Origin of the sequence: Pseudomonas sp. PH1b (assembly GCF_000633395.1) — a bacterium.
Taxonomy (GTDB): Bacteria; Pseudomonadota; Gammaproteobacteria; order Pseudomonadales; family Pseudomonadaceae; genus Aquipseudomonas.
Genome location: NZ_AYMU01000012.1, coordinates 149,095 through 164,426, shown reverse-complemented (window position 1 = coordinate 164,426; position 15,332 = coordinate 149,095). Strand labels below are relative to the sequence as shown.

19 protein-coding genes are annotated in these 15,332 nt (G+C 60.2%); 14 read left to right on the top strand and 5 right to left on the bottom strand.

Annotated elements, in window-relative coordinates:
• Window positions 1-28 precede the first annotated feature (28 nt).
• The 3 genes from U873_RS0121310 to U873_RS0121300 all read left to right on the top strand — a co-directional run bounded on the left by U873_RS0121310 (window position 29) and on the right by U873_RS0121300 (window position 2,668).
• Window positions 29-1,495, top strand: coding sequence for a carbohydrate-binding protein (locus U873_RS0121310; protein ID WP_025130169.1), 1,467 nt, complete (start codon window positions 29-31; stop codon window positions 1,493-1,495).
• Window positions 1,496-1,685: 190 nt separating this feature from the next.
• Window positions 1,686-2,147: a DUF2214 family protein gene (locus U873_RS0121305; protein WP_025130168.1), complete on the top strand. Its 462-nt coding sequence runs from the start codon at window positions 1,686-1,688 to the stop codon at window positions 2,145-2,147.
• An 80-nt stretch (window positions 2,148-2,227) separates the two neighbouring features.
• Window positions 2,228-2,668 (top strand): VOC family protein, encoded by a 441-nt coding sequence (locus U873_RS0121300; RefSeq protein ID WP_025130167.1) that lies wholly within the window; start codon window positions 2,228-2,230, stop codon window positions 2,666-2,668.
• 239 nt (window positions 2,669-2,907) lie between these two features.
• Here the strand turns inward: U873_RS0121300 and csrA are convergent, their stop codons facing one another.
• Entirely contained in the window at window positions 2,908-3,102 is a 195-nt protein-coding gene (csrA, locus tag U873_RS0121295) for a carbon storage regulator CsrA (protein ID WP_007920550.1), read from the bottom strand.
• Between the two features lie 264 nt (window positions 3,103-3,366).
• Here csrA and U873_RS0121290 point away from each other — a divergent pair, with 264 nt between their 5' ends.
• Complete coding sequence (locus U873_RS0121290; RefSeq protein WP_029978548.1) at window positions 3,367-3,723, top strand: SPOR domain-containing protein; 357 nt, start codon at window positions 3,367-3,369, stop codon at window positions 3,721-3,723.
• A 51-nt stretch (window positions 3,724-3,774) separates the two neighbouring features.
• On the opposite strand, the gene U873_RS0121285 is transcribed toward U873_RS0121290, so the two are convergent.
• From U873_RS0121285 to U873_RS0121275, 3 genes are all read right to left on the bottom strand, one after another.
• Window positions 3,775-4,464, bottom strand: a complete 690-nt coding sequence (locus tag U873_RS0121285; protein WP_025130165.1) for an endonuclease — start codon at window positions 4,462-4,464, stop codon at window positions 3,775-3,777.
• Window positions 4,465-4,468: 4 nt separating this feature from the next.
• Entirely contained in the window at window positions 4,469-4,738 is a 270-nt protein-coding gene (locus U873_RS0121280; protein ID WP_051586102.1) for a DUF1654 domain-containing protein, read from the bottom strand.
• Between the two features lie 202 nt (window positions 4,739-4,940).
• The gene (locus tag U873_RS0121275) at window positions 4,941-6,029 is read right to left on the bottom strand and encodes an asparaginase (protein WP_025130163.1); all 1,089 of its coding nucleotides are present in this window, start codon (window positions 6,027-6,029) and stop codon (window positions 4,941-4,943) included.
• Between the two features lie 340 nt (window positions 6,030-6,369).
• On the opposite strand from U873_RS0121275, the gene U873_RS0121270 reads away from it, so the two are divergent.
• From U873_RS0121270 to U873_RS0121235, 8 genes are all read left to right on the top strand, one after another.
• Window positions 6,370-6,819 carry a hypothetical protein gene (locus tag U873_RS0121270; protein WP_025130162.1) on the top strand — a complete coding sequence of 150 codons (450 nt, stop codon included), beginning with the start codon at window positions 6,370-6,372 and terminating at the stop codon, window positions 6,817-6,819.
• Between the two features lie 282 nt (window positions 6,820-7,101).
• Window positions 7,102-8,058: a sugar ABC transporter substrate-binding protein gene (locus U873_RS0121265; protein ID WP_025130161.1), complete on the top strand. Its 957-nt coding sequence runs from the start codon at window positions 7,102-7,104 to the stop codon at window positions 8,056-8,058.
• A 57-nt stretch (window positions 8,059-8,115) separates the two neighbouring features.
• Window positions 8,116-9,669 (top strand): sugar ABC transporter ATP-binding protein, encoded by a 1,554-nt coding sequence (locus U873_RS0121260; RefSeq protein WP_025130160.1) that lies wholly within the window; start codon window positions 8,116-8,118, stop codon window positions 9,667-9,669.
• Window positions 9,666-10,643, top strand: coding sequence for an ABC transporter permease (locus U873_RS0121255; RefSeq protein WP_025130159.1), 978 nt, complete (start codon window positions 9,666-9,668; stop codon window positions 10,641-10,643). The genes U873_RS0121260 and U873_RS0121255 overlap by 4 nt, the downstream gene beginning before the upstream one ends.
• A gap of 3 nt (window positions 10,644-10,646) precedes the next feature.
• A complete protein-coding gene (locus U873_RS0121250) occupies window positions 10,647-11,666 on the top strand; it encodes a LacI family DNA-binding transcriptional regulator (RefSeq protein ID WP_025130158.1) in 1,020 nt (339 codons plus the stop codon).
• Between the two features lie 23 nt (window positions 11,667-11,689).
• Window positions 11,690-12,607, top strand: coding sequence for a ribokinase (gene rbsK, locus U873_RS0121245; protein WP_025130157.1), 918 nt, complete (start codon window positions 11,690-11,692; stop codon window positions 12,605-12,607).
• Window positions 12,604-13,008 (top strand): D-ribose pyranase, encoded by a 405-nt coding sequence (rbsD, locus tag U873_RS0121240; protein ID WP_025130156.1) that lies wholly within the window; start codon window positions 12,604-12,606, stop codon window positions 13,006-13,008. Before rbsK ends, rbsD begins: the two co-directional genes overlap by 4 nt.
• 42 nt (window positions 13,009-13,050) lie before the next feature.
• Complete coding sequence (locus tag U873_RS0121235) at window positions 13,051-14,079, top strand: nucleoside hydrolase (protein ID WP_025130155.1); 1,029 nt, start codon at window positions 13,051-13,053, stop codon at window positions 14,077-14,079.
• A gap of 33 nt (window positions 14,080-14,112) precedes the next feature.
• On the opposite strand, the gene U873_RS0121230 is transcribed toward U873_RS0121235, so the two are convergent.
• Window positions 14,113-14,325 carry a hypothetical protein gene (locus U873_RS0121230; protein WP_025130154.1) on the bottom strand — a complete coding sequence of 71 codons (213 nt, stop codon included), beginning with the start codon at window positions 14,323-14,325 and terminating at the stop codon, window positions 14,113-14,115.
• Between the two features lie 163 nt (window positions 14,326-14,488).
• Here U873_RS0121230 and U873_RS0121225 point away from each other — a divergent pair, with 163 nt between their 5' ends.
• Entirely contained in the window at window positions 14,489-14,794 is a 306-nt protein-coding gene (locus U873_RS0121225; protein ID WP_025130153.1) for a hypothetical protein, read from the top strand.
• A 162-nt stretch (window positions 14,795-14,956) separates the two neighbouring features.
• Window positions 14,957-15,268, top strand: a complete 312-nt coding sequence (locus tag U873_RS0121220) for an I78 family peptidase inhibitor (RefSeq protein ID WP_025130152.1) — start codon at window positions 14,957-14,959, stop codon at window positions 15,266-15,268.
• Window positions 15,269-15,332: the final 64 nt, after the last annotated feature.

Genomic DNA, 15,332 nt, shown 5'->3' with positions numbered 1-15,332 from the left:
TTCTTTAACAGTTCTGAAGGATTAGAACGTGAATAAAATCGACTTTGCATTGATCAAGAGTCAAGCGGCGGATGCTGCGTCGCTGATGCCGAGCATTGCCGGCAAGAAAATCCTCATGGGCTTCTGGCACAACTGGGCGGCGGGCCCTGGTGACGGGTACCAGCAGGGCCAGTTCGCCAACCTGAGCCTGCTGGATGTGCCCAAGGAGTACAACGTGGTTGCGGTGGCCTTCATGAAGGGCAACGGCATACCCACCTTCAAGCCCTATAACCTGTCGGATGCCGAGTTCCGGCGCCAGGTCGGCGTGCTCAACAGCCAGGGGCGGGCGGTGCTGATCTCCCTGGGCGGCGCCGATGCGCATATCGAATTGCACAAGGGCAACGAGCAGCCCCTGGCCAATGAAATCATCCGCCTGGTGGAAACCTATGGCTTCGATGGCCTGGATATCGATCTGGAGCAGAGCGCCATCGACTTTGCCGACAACAAGACAGTGCTGCCCGCGGCGCTGAAGTTGGTGAAGGATCACTACGCCGGTCAAGGCAAGCATTTCATCATCAGCATGGCGCCGGAGTTTCCCTACCTGACCAGTAATGGCAAGTACGTGGCTTACCTGCAGGCGTTGGAAGGCTATTACGACTTTGTCGCGCCGCAGTACTACAACCAGGGCGGCGATGGGCTCTGGGTGCAGGAGGCCAATGGTGGACAGGGGGCCTGGATCGCTCAGAACAATGACGCGATGAAGGAGGATTTCCTGTTCTACCTGACCGACAGCCTGGCCTCGGGTACCCGCGGCTACACGCCGATTGCGGCGGACAAACTGGTGATCGGACTGCCGAGCAACGTTGACGCCGCGGCCACCGGCTACGTCGTCGATCCGACTGCGCTGAGCAATGCCTTCAAGCGTTTGCAGGGTGCCGGTCACGCCATCAAGGGCTTGATGACCTGGTCGGTGAACTGGGACGCAGGGATCAGCCGGCAAGGCGTGCACTACAACTGGGAGTTTCGTGATCGCTATGCACCGCTGATTCATGGTGATGGCAGCGAGCCGGAACGTCCCGGAGCTCCAGGCAACCTGCAGGTGCTGGAAAGCGCTCGCAACAGCGTCCGTCTGAGCTGGAGCCTTTCCAGCGGTGTACGTCCGGTGGAGTTCTATACCCTGTACCGCGATGGCCGTGCGGTGGGGCAGACTCCGGCCCAGGTTTTCGAGGACCAGGGGTTGAGCGCCGATACCCAGTACAGCTACTTCGTCACGGCCACTGATACTCAAGGGCGCGAGTCCTTGCCCAGTCGTAGCGTGAGTACCCGGACTGCCGGCGGTGTCGTTGACCCGAGTTTTCCCGAGTGGCGCACCAGCCAGCACTATCTCAAGGAAGATGGGGTCACTTATGAAGGCAGCCGTTACCTGTGTCTTCAGGAGCACACCTCGAACCCGGCCTGGACGCCATCCGCGGCCTTTACGCTGTGGAGCAAGGTACTGCTGAAGAGTCACGGCTGAACCGTACAGGTCATTGAAGCTGTAAATGACCGGGCGGCCCATTGCCGATCTTGTTGATCGGCGATGGGCCGCTTTTTTTGTGCAGTGTGCGTCTGCCTCTGGCTCGTTGCAGGTTCGCTGCAGATCGTCTGCTCATGAGCTATTACTGAGCTACCCGAGTCTGTCGAGCAGTCAAGCGGAGATGAGCCCGATGTTGATGCATTGGTTGTTGGCGGCTGTGCATTTGCTGGCGTTTGCCGGCGCTTTTGCTGCGGTGCTGGCACGTGGCTCGGCGTTCAGGCGCTTGGCCGCTGGGCAGGGTGCGCCTCGCGTTGTGTTGCTGGCGGACAATATCTGGGGGCTGGCGGCGCTGGTGTTGCTGGTCACCGGCCTCTTGAGGGCCTTTGGTGGTTATGAGAAAGGCACGGACTATTACCTGCACCAGCCGTTGTTTCATCTGAAGATGGCGTTGTTCATCGCAATTTTGCTGTTGGAAGTCCGGCCAATGATTGCCCTGATCAAGTGGCGCATCGCCCTGGGACGAAGTGGGGCGATCGAGACAGGCCAAGCCGTGTTGTTCGCCCGTGTCAGTCACTTGCAGGCGCTACTGGTGGTATTGCTGGTCGTCGCGGCCAGTGGCATGGCGCGTGGGGTGACCTGGGCTCAGTTGTAAACATTGGTAAGCGGGGGCTGCGTCCAAGTAGGGCTTGAGAGTAGTCTCGCGGCTCGATCAATGTGCAATGGAAGCCTTCGATGTTTCAAATGAATAGCCTGGTTCCAGAGATGCTGGTCTCGGACCTGGAGCGTAGTTTGACTTTCTATCGCGATACTCTGGATTTCAAGGTGGAGTATCAGCGTCCGGAACACTTCTTTGCCTTTCTATCCTTCAATGGCAGCCAGTTAATGCTCGAGCAGGATGATCAGCAGGAGTCGGCCTGGCGTGTCGGTCCTCTGCAGGCGCCTTTCGGTCGTGGAATGAACTTGTCGATCGAGTGTCCGGATATCCGGCAACTGGCCGCCGCGATGGCGCAGGCCGGTATTGCTTTGCGCAGGGAGATCGAGGAGTGCTGGTATCGGCAGGACGGCGTGTTGTGTGGCCAGTTGAACCTGCTGGTGCTGGACCCGGACGGTTACCTGCTGCGGTTCAATCAGGGATTGGGGTTCAAGGCGGTGGAGCCGGAAGCCGGCAACTGACGGCTGGCCCCGGGGCGACGCCTGCACTGTTATGGCGCCGCGCGCCGGGCACCGGCGGTCGGGTCTGTCGCCTGGAGCAGGCGATGGTCAGTGGTGGGGGGCAATCCAGTGGCTGGGAATCGGCTGTGGCCGCAGTCCGGTCGGGGCATGCGGGCTTTCTGCGGGGCAAAGCTCAAGGCAAGCAAGACGCGCGTTGCGCCAGCCATTGTGCCTGGGCAAAGGGCTGGGGCGCATGCTGTTCAAGGAGTCTCGCGTTTGTCCGGAGCTGTAAGTCCTGCCTGAATGCGTTGATAGATTTCTTCACGGTGTACCGCAACGTCTTTTGGCGCGTTGATCCCGATACGGACCTGTTGGCCACTGACGCCGAGAATGGTGATCGTAATGTCGTCACCGATGTTTATGCTTTCACCGACTTTGCGGGTGAGTATCAGCATGATCTTCTCCTTGATAGCTTTGTAGGGCACCAGATTCAAACAGTGCAGAGGTCGGTCTTAGGTATAGATTAGTGCGAAGTTCCACTGAGTGGGTGCATCTTTCTGACGCGCAGACGATCTATTAATTCCCAAGGCGCAACTATACAGAGGCAATAAATATCAATCTTCCTGTTTCGGCCTGATTTTGTGACAGGGGCTCTTGTGTCTTGAGTGCTAAAATCGGCGCCTCAGACTTTCTAGGGGTAGGTTGTGCGCACAGTAGCGATGATGATGGCGGTATTGGTGTTGGCCGGTTGTGGCGAAGGCAAGCGCGTCGAAGCGAACAAGAGTGCTGCCGCAGCGGTACAGGTTCAGCCGGCCGAAGCCTCCACCGCACCGCAGTGGGATGTGCTGGTGGGTAGCGAGCTGCCCTTGGCGGTGAGTGACCTGACCGGGTGGCTGATCGAGCACGGGATCATGTCCAGCGTGGATACCGTGGAGGGCAAGCGGCGAGTCCTGGTCGGGCCATTCGCGACCCAGGCCGAGGCCGAGGCGAAGCAGGGGGAAATCGTCGAGAAGCTGGCCAAGGCTAAAAAGCGCGATATCGAGGCGACGGTGATCGAGCACCGGGCTGCGCAGTAAGCCTGTTCACGCAACGTCTAATAGTGCCCGCTCCCGGCGGGCGTCTCCCGGTCAGCCACAAGCCTTGAGGTTGACCGCGCCGACGAACTCGTTACCGCGCCCCATCACGCAGGCTACGGTCTGGTTGCGCTGGCGCTCCCAGTCCTGCACTGGGTAGGTCTTGTTCCAGGCCTCGAAGAGCTGCCGATCCTGTTTGGACAGGCGCAGGCCGTACTGCTTGCTCATGTAGAAGTAAGTGCGAGCGATCATGCCGCGGATCGAAGGGCGGGGCATGACCTTCTTGGACTTGAAGTCCACTTGAGTCAGGCATGAGCCGTACTGTCCCGATTGCTCTGGCAGCCAGCCGAAGCTGAAGTTGCTGCGGTCGCCGTTCACTTCACCAATGCTCGGCACCAGATTGTGCAGGTCGGCTTCGGCACGCTGATAGACCGAATCGCTGCGGGTGCAGTTCTTGCGACCGCCTTGCTGCCAGCACTGACGCTGATGGCCAATCTGCCAGGCCGGCACTATGTGCTCCCATTCGATGCGTTGCGCACGTTTGGCGTTCTTGCGCGGAACGTAGCCGCAGGCCGCCAGGTTGACCCGGTTGCCACTGTACTTGCAGCCGCAATAGAACTCGGTGGATTGAGGGGCATAGAGTTTCCAGGCGACCTTTTTGGCTTCGCTGAAGGTGCGGGGCGCATCGGCCTGGGCGGTGAAAGTAAGAAACAGCAACAGCAGGGCAAAACAGCGAACACTCATTGACTCAATCTTCCTTCGGCACGACCCAGAAAATCTGTACGCCGCCGTCATCGCGATAGGCGAGGGTGACGTTGTCGTTCTCGGCGATTTCCTCCAGCAGGCGTTCCCACTCGTCCTGAGGCTCATCGGCAAGGCGAAAGATCAGCGCGGCCTTGGCTTTCTGTGCGGTGGGAGCGTTGATGATTTTCTGGATGCGCACACCCAGGCGTTCGTAGGAGCTGAGGGGTGTTTGAGTCGTGGCCACGGAACAATCCTTAATAAGCTGTACGTGCATACAGTATTTAACTGTAGGACATTTCGCAACTGCTTATAATTCAAGAAGTTCCTCTGACAACACTTTGTGCATTTGTCTCGCTGCACACGCAGATATTTTTACGGGAGGGATGCCGGACTCCGGCATGGGGGGCTGGAGCCACCCGCCCGGGCGGGCGAGTGGTCTGGAGCGTGCCCGACCGGATCCGGTCGAGCGGGGGCCATCAGTATTCCCAGAACATGCGCTGCAGTTCTTTGCTGTCCTGGGTCTTGGTCAGAGCGACCATGGCCAGGATGCGGGCTTTTTGCGGGTTCAGGTCGTGTGCTACGACCCAGTCGTTCTTGTCGTCAGGCTGCTCGGCGTTGCGCAGGACGAAACCGCCGGCGTTGACGTGGGAAGAGCGAATGATCTGTACGCCGTTCTTGCGCAGTTCCTGCAGGGCCGGCACTACGCGAGAGGACACCGAGCCGTTGCCGGTGCCGGCGTGGATGATGGCCTTGGCGCCGGCTTGAGCCAGGGCCTTGTAGGCGGTGTCATCGACGTTGCCGTAGCCGTAGGCGATTTCTACGTCAGGCAGGCTCTTGATGTTCTTGATGTCGAATTCCGAATCCATGGTGTGGCGCTTGGCTGGCAGGCGGAACCAGTAGGATTTGCCTTCCACCACCATGCCCAGCGGGCCCCAGGGGCTCTTGAAGGCTTCGGTCTTGATGTTGATCATCTTGCTTACATCGCGGCCAGACTGGATCTCGTCGTTCATGGTCACCAGCACGCCTTTGCCGCGGGCGTTCTTGCTGCCAGCCACGGCCACGGCGTTGTACAGGTTGAGCATGCCGTCAGCCGACATGGCGGTGCCTGGGCGCATGGAGCCGACCACTACGATGGGCTTGTCGGTCTTTTCCACCAGGTTGAGGAAGTAGGCGGTTTCTTCCAGGGTGTCGGTGCCGTGGGTGATGACAATCCCATCGACGTCCTTGCTGTCGGCCAGTTCGGCAACGCGACGACCCAATTGCAGCAAGTTTTCGTTGGTGATGCTTTCCGAGGCAATCTGCATGACCTGCTCGCCACGCACGTTGGCCAGTTGGTTCAGCTCGGGGATGCCGGCGATCAGTTGTTCGATGCCGACCTTGGCCGCTTGATAGGTCGCGCTGTTGGCCGCACTGGCGCCGGCGCCGGCAATGGTGCCGCCGGTGGCGAGCACTACGACGTTAGCGAGTTTCTGTTGAGTTTCAGCTTCTTTGGCGTGTGCTGCCGCAGGCAGAAGCAGAAGGAGGGCCAAAGCGCCCGGGACGAAAGTTTTGAAGGCAGATTTCATTATTTTCTCTCTAGTAGTGAGACGGTGCTGATGCAGGTTCATCTAGAAACACCCCGGCTGCAGATCTGGATGCGGCGGGGCAGCGAGGATTGAGCAGGATCTGTACCAGCGCTACCTTGGCCTGATAAGTATTTTAAGTTACTGATTTATATCAATTTTATTTGTATTTTTAGCGGCAATGGAGTGACGTGCGTCCGGGTTTCCGAACGTTTTGCGGGTGGGTGTTCGGCAATCCGAAAATGCCCGTCAGTGGTTCGGCACAAGGGGACAGGTGGGCGTCATTAAAGAATGTCGCGAGATGGTCGATGACCCGACAGGATCTTTTTTTTCAGGAGTTCATATGTCTCTGTCGGTCGGATTTCCTGGCGCAGGAGCGATTTTGATCAATGGCAAGTCGCCGGCGACCATTGATGCATTGAGTAACGCCACTGCCGAGGAGGCGTCCACGGCGCTGGGCACTGATGAGTCGGGCCCCCTCCGGGTTGGTTCCAGCAAGCAGTCCGAAAAGTCCGAAGCCGCAGACTCGGGTGGAGATAATCAGAGTATCGTCGTCAAGATGCTGCTCAAGCGCATGCAAGAGTTGCAGGAGCAGCTCAAGCAGCAGCAACAGCAACTGGCTGCCGCCCAGGCCGCCGACTATCCGACCCCTGAAGCCAAGCAGACCGTGGTCATGGGGCTTCAAGGGCAGATCGCCCAAACCAACGGTGCCCTGGCAGAGGTATCGGGCAATCTGGTTCGGGAGCTGGCCAAGGACTCCTCCTCGGGTGGTCTGGTCAACACCACCGCATGACCCTCAGAACCTGTTCGACACTGCGCTGCGGACAGTTTCCTCTTCTCGTACAGCCGGGTTTTGCCCCCTGTCGTTGTTCTATTTCCAGACTCTGATCGGCGTTGACAAACTCTGGCGAGGTTCGCATAGTTCGTTTTACGCAAACGTTTGCGCGGTCTTTGGATAACGACAATCGTCTATCTTTCCAAGGTGCGGCAGCGGCCTCTCATCCATGCTGATGACGACCTGCTCACCCTGCCGTGCGAACGCTGCTCACAATAATCATAAGATCGGAGTGAATTCATGAAGCTGCCCTTCGCTGGACGTCTGCTCGCTGTTGCTGTCCTGGCCGCCGCATCCGCTGCCCTTCCTCTCTCTTCGGCCCATGCCGACACGGCGCAAAAGCCCAAGGTCGCCCTGGTCATGAAGTCCCTGGCCAACGAATTCTTCCTGACCATGGAAGATGGCGCCAAGGCGTATCAGAAAGACCATTCCGCCGATTTCGACCTGGTGTCCAACGGCATCAAGGATGAAACCGATACCGCCAACCAGATCCGTATCGTCGAGCAGATGATCGTCTCCAAGGTCAACGCCCTGGTGATTGCCCCGGCTGACTCCAAAGCCATGGTGCCGGTGATCAAGAAGGCGGTGGACGCCGGGATCACGGTCATCAACATCGATAACCAGCTCGACCCCGGCGTGTTGAAAAGCAAGAACATCAGCGTGCCTTTCGTGGGGCCGGACAACCGCAAGGGCGCGCGTCTGGTGGGTGAATACCTGGCCAAGCAGCTGAAGGCCGGCGACGAGGTGGGGATCATTGAAGGAGTCTCCACCACCACCAATGCGCAGCAGCGCACCGCCGGCTTCAAGGATGCCATGGAGGCTGCGCAGATCAAGGTGGTTTCACTGCAGTCCGGCGACTGGGAAATCGACGCGGGCAACCGTGTGGCCGCGGCCATGCTCAGTGAGTACCCGAACCTCAAGGCGCTGCTGGCCGGCAACGACAGCATGGCCGTGGGTGCGGTTTCCGCCGTGCGTGCTGCCGGCAAGGCTGGCAAGGTGCAGGTTGTGGGCTACGACAACATCAATGCCATCAAGCCGATGCTCAAGGATGGCCGGGTCCTGGCTACCGCCGACCAGTTCGCTGCCAAGCAAGCGGTGTTTGGCATCGAGACGGCACTGAAGATCCTCAAGGGCGAGAAGGTCGACAGCGGCACCAATGGCGTGATCGAAACTCCGGTTGAGCTGGTCACCCAGTAGTCTTTCCAGCGGTACAACGGCGCTCGCCCGACCGGGCGGGCGCATGGAGATTTTCCTATGTCAGTTTCCGCTGCGAACGCTGTCCTCTCGGTCAGCGGCATCGGCAAAACCTATGTGCAACCGGTATTGACCGGCATCGACCTGACGCTGATGCGCGGGGAAGTGCTGGCGCTGACCGGTGAGAACGGCGCCGGCAAGAGCACCTTGTCGAAGATCATCGGTGGCCTGGTCAGCCCCACCACTGGCCACATGCAGTTCAATGGCCAGGACTACCGTCCGGGCAGTCGGACCCAGGCCGAGGAGTCCGGTATCCGCATGGTGATGCAGGAGCTCAACCTGCTGCCGACACTGTCGGTGGCCGAGAACCTGTTCCTCGACAACCTACCCAGCACGGGCGGCTGGATCAGTCGCAAGCAACTGCGCAAGGCGGCGATCGAGGCCATGGCCCAGGTCGGCCTGGATGCCATCGACCCCGACACCCCGGTGGGCGAACTGGGCATTGGGCACCAGCAGATGGTGGAGATCGCCCGCAACCTGATCGGCGATTGCCACGTGCTGATTCTCGACGAGCCAACCGCCATGCTCACTTCCCGCGAGGTGGAAATGCTCTTCGAGCAGATCACTCGCCTGCAGGCCCGTGGTGTGTCGATCATCTACATCTCCCATCGACTGGAAGAGCTGGCCCGGGTGGCCCAGCGCATTGCCGTGCTGCGCGACGGCTGTCTGGTCTGCGTCGAGCCCATGGCCAACTACAACAGCGAGCAGCTGGTGAACCTGATGGTGGGTCGCGAGCTGGGCGAACACATCGACTTGGGTGAGCGCCACATCGGTGCCCCGGCGTTGACTGTCAGCAATCTCAGTCGCTCGGACAAGGTTCGCAATGTGTCCTTCGAGGTGCGCAGCGGCGAGATTTTCGGGATTTCCGGGCTGATCGGGGCAGGGCGCACCGAGCTTCTGCGGCTGATCTTCGGGGCTGATGTTGCCGACAGCGGCAGCATTGCCCTGGGTACGCCGGCGCGACCGGTGAGCATTCGTTCTCCTGTCGACGCCGTCGCCAATGGTATTGCGTTGATCACCGAGGACCGCAAGGGCGAGGGGCTGCTGCTGACGCAGTCCATCAGCGCCAATATCGCCCTGGGCAACATGCCGGCGATCTCCAGCGGTGGTCTGGTCAGGCCCCAGGATGAAGGGCAATTGGCCCAGCGCCAGATCGACGCCATGCGCATTCGCAGTTCCAGCCCGGCGCAACTGGTGTCCGAGCTGTCCGGCGGCAATCAGCAGAAAGTGGTGATCGGCCGCTGGCTGGAGCGCGACTGTTCGGTGTTGTTGTTCGACGAGCCGACCCGTGGCATCGATGTCGGTGCCAAGTTCGACATCTATGGCCTGTTGGGCGAGCTGACTCGCCAGGGCAAGGCGTTGGTGGTGGTGTCCAGCGACCTGCGAGAGCTGATGCTGATCTGCGATCGCATCGGGGTGCTTTCCGCTGGGCAATTGATCGAGACCTTCGAGCGCGACAGCTGGACCCAGGACGAGTTACTGGCTGCCGCATTTGCCGGCTATCAAAAACGAGATGCGCTGCTCAATGAAGCGGCGCCTAGGAATGCCTCATGAAAACTGCACCTGCGAGCGCCAAGCGCGGCGGCCATTACTACGGCCTTGGCACATACCTGGGATTGGCCGGCGCGCTGTTGGCGATGATCGTGCTGTTCTCCCTGCTCAGTAGCCATTTTCTCTCCTATGACACCTTCAGCACCCTGGCCAACCAGATTCCCGACCTGATGGTGCTGGCAGTGGGCATGACTTTCGTCCTGATCATCGGTGGCATCGATCTGTCGGTGGGCTCGGTACTGGCCCTGGCCGCCTCGGCGGTCAGTGTGGCGATCCTCGGCTGGGGTTGGAGCGTGGTGCCCGCGGCGCTGCTGGGCATGGCTTGCGCGGCGCTGGCCGGAACCATCACCGGTTCGATCACCGTGGCCTGGCGTATTCCGTCGTTCATCGTTTCCCTGGGCGTGCTGGAAATGGCCCGTGGCGTCGCCTACCAGATGACCGGCTCGCGCACGGCCTATATCGGGGATGCCTTTGCCTGGTTGTCGAATCCAATTGCCTTTGGCATTTCACCGTCGTTTATCATTGCCCTGCTGATTATCTTCCTGGCTCAGGCGGTGCTGACCCGCACCGTGTTCGGCCGCTATCTGATCGGCATCGGAACCAACGAAGAGGCGGTGCGCCTGGCGGGGATCAATCCCAAGCCCTACAAGATCCTGGTGTTCAGCCTGATGGGGCTGCTGGCAGGCATTGCTGCGCTGTTTCAAATTTCTCGCCTGGAAGCGGCAGACCCGAATGCGGGCTCCGGTCTGGAGCTGCAGGTCATCGCCGCGGTGGTGATCGGCGGCACCAGCCTGATGGGCGGACGTGGTTCGGTGATCAGTACCTTCTTCGGCGTCTTGATTATTTCCGTGCTGGCTGCAGGCCTTGCGCAAATCGGTGCAACGGAGCCGACCAAGCGCATCATCACCGGTGCAGTCATCGTGATTGCCGTGGTGCTGGACACCTATCGCAGCCAGCGCGCCAATCGGCGGGTTTGATTCATGGCAACAATCAAGGATGTGGCGGCGCTGGCGGGGATTTCCTACACCACGGTGTCCCATGTGCTGAACAAGACGCGTCCGGTCAGTGAAGAGGTGCGGGTCAAGGTCGAGGCGGCGATCCAGCAACTGGACTATGTGCCCAGCGCGGTGGCGCGTTCGTTGAAGGCCAAGACCACGGCGACCATCGGCTTGCTGGTGCCCAACAGCCTCAACCCGTACTTTGCCGAGCTGGCCCGAGGAATTGAGGATTACTGCGAGCGCAACGGCTACTGCGTGATCCTCTGCAATTCCGACGATAACCCGCAGAAGCAGCGCAACTACCTGCGGGTGTTGCTGGAAAAGCGCATCGACGGCCTGATCGTGACCTCTGCCGGTGGAGACAGCGGCCTGGCCCAGGGGTTGGCCGGTGTGCGCACGCCAATGGTGATTGTCGACCGTGGGCTGGAAGGGGTGGATGCGGACCTGGTGCGTATCGATCACCACCATGGCGCCTATCTGGCCACCCGGCACTTGCTTGAGCTGGGGCATCGGGACATTGCCTGTATTGGTGGCCCGGCCAACACCAGTGTGGCGCAGATGCGTCTGGCCGGGTTTCACCAGGCGCTGCAAGAGGCGGGGGTCGAGGTGCCTGCGGGGCGCATCCTGGAGAGCGATTTCAGCAGTACCGGCGGTTACCGTGCGGCGGCGCAGTTGCTGGAACGGGATCCGCCGAGCGCGATTTTCGCCGCGAACGACATGATGGGCATCGGTGTATTGCGGGCAGCGGCGGAACGCAACATTCGCGTGCCCAGCGAACTTTCAGTGATCGGGTTCGACGACATTCTCATGAGCCGTTATGTCTTCCCGGCACTGACCACGGTTGGCCAGTCGATCCTGCAGTTGGGGGAGACCGCGGCGGAGTTGTTGTTGCGGCGGATCGCTAGCCGAGATCTGCCGGTCGACCAGCGAATCGTCACGCCGAATATTGTCCTGCGGGAATCGACAGCGCCGCTCAGTGGCGCCTTTGCCGAATACCGCTGAACCGAATTGATGAGTAATGATGTATGCCAGCAAAAGTAGTGGTAGTGGGTAGCCTCAACATGGACCTGGTGACTCGGGCCGAGCGCTTGCCTCGAGGGGGAGAGACGCTGATCGGCAAGTCTTTCGCCACCGTATCCGGCGGCAAGGGGGCCAACCAGGCGGTGGCGGCGGCGCGCCTGGGGGCGCAAGTGTCTATGGTCGGTTGTGTCGGCGATGACGCTTATGGCGGGCAATTGCGCGATGCCTTGCTCGCCGAACAGATCGATTGCCAGGCGGTGAGCGTGGTCGAGGGTTCCAGTGGCGTGGCCCTGATCGTGGTGGATGACAGCAGTCAGAATGCAATCGTCATCGTCGCCGGTGGCAATGGCCGGCTCGCTCCCGAGACGGTCGCGGCTTTTGATCCAGTGTTGCAGCAGGCCGAGGTGATCATCTGCCAGCTTGAAGTACCACTGGCAACGGTGGGCTACACCCTCAAGCGCGGGCGTGAACTGGGCAAGACGGTGATTCTCAACCCGGCGCCCGCCAGCGGCCCGCTGCCCGTCGAGTGGTATAGCTCGATTGACTACCTGATTCCCAACGAGAGCGAGGCATCGGCCCTCAGCGGATTGCCGGTGGATTCCCTGGCGAGCGCCGAAGCGGCGGCCGGGCGCTTGATCGCGGCGGGTGCCGGCAAGGTCATCGTCACGCTGGGTGCGCAAGGCTCATTGTTTGCCAATGGCAGCAGTTTCGAGCACTTTCCGGCGCCCAAGGTCAGGGCGATCGATACCACGGCGGCCGGGGATACCTTCGTTGGAGGTTTTGCCGCGGCCCTGGCGAACGGCAGGAGCGAGGCCGAGGCCATTCGCTTTGGCCAGATCGCCGCCGCCCTCTCAGTGACGCGCGCTGGTGCGCAGCCTTCCATTCCCTCGTTATCCGACGTTCAGGCGTTTGTCCCCTCATGAAGAAAACACCCTTGCTCAACATTGCCCTGTCACGCCTGGTGGCCTCCCTGGGGCACGGCGATATCGTGGTGATTGGCGATGCCGGCCTGCCGGTGCCGCCCGGTGTCGAGTTGATCGATCTGGCGCTGACCCATGGCGTTCCCGATTTTCTCGGCACCCTCAAGGTGCTGCTCAGCGAGATGCAGGTGGAGCGCCATGTGCTGGCCGAAGAAATTCTGCTCAAGCAACCGACACCACTGCCAGCCCTTGAAGCCTTGACCGCCAGCGCCGAGTTGGGTCAACGCCAGCTCTTGAGCCACGAGGATTTCAAGGCGCTCACTCGACAGGCCCGTGCGGTGATTCGCACGGGAGAGTGCCAGCCGTATTGCAACATCGCCCTGATTGCCGGGGTGACCTTCTAGGCCGCTTTCAGGCTTTTCCTTAACTTGCACAAGGAGTGCGCCATGCGCCGCTATGCTCAGCTGTTTCATCACTGGTTTCGGAGTCTGTTGCTCTTGTCTCTGCTCACTGCTACCGGCGCTCAGGCGGCGGAAAAAATCGATCTGATCATCGACACCGATCCGGGGGCCGATGATGTGGTGGCCCTGCTGTTTGCCCTGGCCTCGCCCGAGGAGTTGCAGATTCGGGCCTTGACCACCGTGGCAGGCAACGTGCGCCTGGACAAGACATCGCGCAACGCTCGGTTGGCGCGTGAATGGGCTGGGCGCGAAGAAGTGCCGGTCTATGCCGGGGCGCCAAAACCGCTGCTGCGTACGCCGATCTATGCCGAGAACATCCACGGCAAGGAAGGCATTTCCGGTGTGACCGTGCATGAGCCCAAGGCGCCACTGGCCCAGGGCAGCGCGATCAACTACCTGATCGACACGTTGCGCGCAGCCAAGCCCCACAGCATCACCATCGCCATGCTCGGTCCGCAGACCAACCTGGCACTGGCGCTGATCCAGGCGCCGGACATTACCCAGGGCATCAAGGAAGTGGTGGTCATGGGTGGTGCGCATTTCAACGGCGGCAATATCACCCCGGTGGCCGAGTTCAACCTGTTCGCCGACCCTCAGGCGGCGGAGGTGGTACTCAAGAGCGGGGTCAAGTTGACCTACCTACCGCTGGACGTGACCCACAAGGTGCTGACCAGCGAGGCGCGCCTGAAGAAGATTGCCGCGTTGAACAACAACGCCAGCAAGGTGGTGGGCGATATTCTCAATGAATACGTCAAGGGCGACATGGAGCACTACGGCATTCCTGGCGGCCCAGTGCACGATGCGACCGTGATCGCCTACCTGCTCAAGCCCGAGCTGTTCAGCGGGCGTCAGGCCAATATGGTAATCGACAGTCGTGAAGGGCCTACTTTTGGCCAGACCATTGTCGACTGGTATGACGGCTTGAAGCAGGAAAAGAACGTGTTCTGGGTCGAGAACGGCGATGCTCAGGGTTTCTTTGACCTGCTCACCGAGCGCCTGGCGCGTTTGAAGTAAACAGTGCCCCCGCAGGCGCCTGCCTGCGGGGTTCTATTCCCGTTCCGGGGCTTGTGCGCCCAGGTGATCGGCGGGGTATTTCTCGAATACCTGCTCGATAAACGCCAGGGCCGACTGAGTCCCCAGTTCCTTGACCAGCAGGTCTATGCCAATGATCGCCAACTCCTCTGCGCTCCCCGGGCTGTAGGAGCACTGGCCCTGGGGCCATTTGGCTTTGATGTCGGCGTCGATACTCACGGTGGCCATGACAGTCTCACGAATTCGGATAAGGCGGGCGTCAGGGAAATCCTGGGCGATGCTTGCTACCGCGCAGAGTTAACCATGTTGCCGGGCGTTTGGCACTCCGACTTAGGCATCAGGCTCGGGGCTATGCGACACTTGCATTTTTCCTGTGATCAAGGAAGCCGGTGTGCAAATCGATTTGAACCAGCCCGATGCCCTGACCCTGGAGGCGGTGCGCCAGCTACTGGCTTCGGCCAGTGATAACGCGCATACCCAATTGCGGGTGACCAAAAGCGGGATTGCCTACATTTCTTCGGGAGTGGTGGGTGGGGTCGAGATCGAGGGGCTGCTGTTTCGGCTGGAAACCTGGGCCGCCGGATCCGGTTATGTGGGCAATGTGGCGGCCAATGATGAGGTCTGGGTGATGCAGATCTTCAACGCGCTCAAGCAGAACTGGCCGAAGCCTGCGTTCGATTACATCGATATCTATTGAGTGCTGTTCATATTCAGTGACGATTGTCCCCTGAAAGTATGGCGGCAGCTGAGGCAGACTTGCCCGCTGCCCAAGCGATAGGGCAAATGGCCATTTTGTTTTGAAACCAAAGGCCGAATCGGTTGTCGCACGATCTCTGCTTAATTTTGAAAAGGAGGCTTCATGCCTTGGAAGCTCGCTTCATTCGGAACCTTGTTGGCCGCCGTTGTCCTCAGTGGGTGCAGCACCGACGGGTCGACAAAGGCACCTGTGGCCTCGGAGTCCGGGCACACGCGTTGTGAAGCAACAGCCGCTGAATTCGCTATTGGCAAGAAGGCCTCTCCCGAGCTCCTCGAGCAGGCCCGTACTCGCGCTGGAGCGCAGTATGCAAGGTTCCTCAAGCCCAACGACATGATCACCTTGGAATACCGTTCTGATCGCCTGAACCTCAACACTGACGACGCTCTGGTGATAACCCGGGTCAATTGTGGTTGAAGGCTGAGGCTTTTCAGTCGTCCATAAAAAACCCCGTCACATGGACGGGGTTTTTTTAGCTCGC

Bases quoted from the DNA above. Each gene is read 5' to 3' on its own strand.
- U873_RS0121305 (WP_025130168.1), top strand. From the start codon at position 1,686: ATGTTGATGCATTGGTTGTTGGCGGCTGTGCATTTGCTGGCGTTTGCC.
- U873_RS0121300 (WP_025130167.1), top strand. From the start codon at position 2,228: ATGTTTCAAATGAATAGCCTGGTTCCAGAGATGCTGGTCTCGGACCTG.
- csrA (WP_007920550.1), bottom strand. From the start codon at position 3,102: ATGCTGATACTCACCCGCAAAGTCGGTGAAAGCATAAACATCGGTGAC.
- U873_RS0121290 (WP_029978548.1), top strand. From the start codon at position 3,367: ATGATGATGGCGGTATTGGTGTTGGCCGGTTGTGGCGAAGGCAAGCGC.
- U873_RS0121285 (WP_025130165.1), bottom strand. From the start codon at position 4,464: ATGAGTGTTCGCTGTTTTGCCCTGCTGTTGCTGTTTCTTACTTTCACC.
- U873_RS0121280 (WP_051586102.1), bottom strand. From the start codon at position 4,738: ATGCACGTACAGCTTATTAAGGATTGTTCCGTGGCCACGACTCAAACA.
- U873_RS0121275 (WP_025130163.1), bottom strand. From the start codon at position 6,029: ATGAAATCTGCCTTCAAAACTTTCGTCCCGGGCGCTTTGGCCCTCCTT.
- U873_RS0121270 (WP_025130162.1), top strand. From the start codon at position 6,370: ATGTCTCTGTCGGTCGGATTTCCTGGCGCAGGAGCGATTTTGATCAAT.
- U873_RS0121265 (WP_025130161.1), top strand. From the start codon at position 7,102: ATGAAGCTGCCCTTCGCTGGACGTCTGCTCGCTGTTGCTGTCCTGGCC.
- U873_RS0121260 (WP_025130160.1), top strand. From the start codon at position 8,116: ATGTCAGTTTCCGCTGCGAACGCTGTCCTCTCGGTCAGCGGCATCGGC.
- U873_RS0121255 (WP_025130159.1), top strand. From the start codon at position 9,666: ATGAAAACTGCACCTGCGAGCGCCAAGCGCGGCGGCCATTACTACGGC.
- U873_RS0121250 (WP_025130158.1), top strand. From the start codon at position 10,647: ATGGCAACAATCAAGGATGTGGCGGCGCTGGCGGGGATTTCCTACACC.
- rbsK (WP_025130157.1), top strand. From the start codon at position 11,690: ATGCCAGCAAAAGTAGTGGTAGTGGGTAGCCTCAACATGGACCTGGTG.
- rbsD (WP_025130156.1), top strand. From the start codon at position 12,604: ATGAAGAAAACACCCTTGCTCAACATTGCCCTGTCACGCCTGGTGGCC.
- U873_RS0121235 (WP_025130155.1), top strand. From the start codon at position 13,051: ATGCGCCGCTATGCTCAGCTGTTTCATCACTGGTTTCGGAGTCTGTTG.
- U873_RS0121230 (WP_025130154.1), bottom strand. From the start codon at position 14,325: ATGGCCACCGTGAGTATCGACGCCGACATCAAAGCCAAATGGCCCCAG.
- U873_RS0121220 (WP_025130152.1), top strand. From the start codon at position 14,957: ATGCCTTGGAAGCTCGCTTCATTCGGAACCTTGTTGGCCGCCGTTGTC.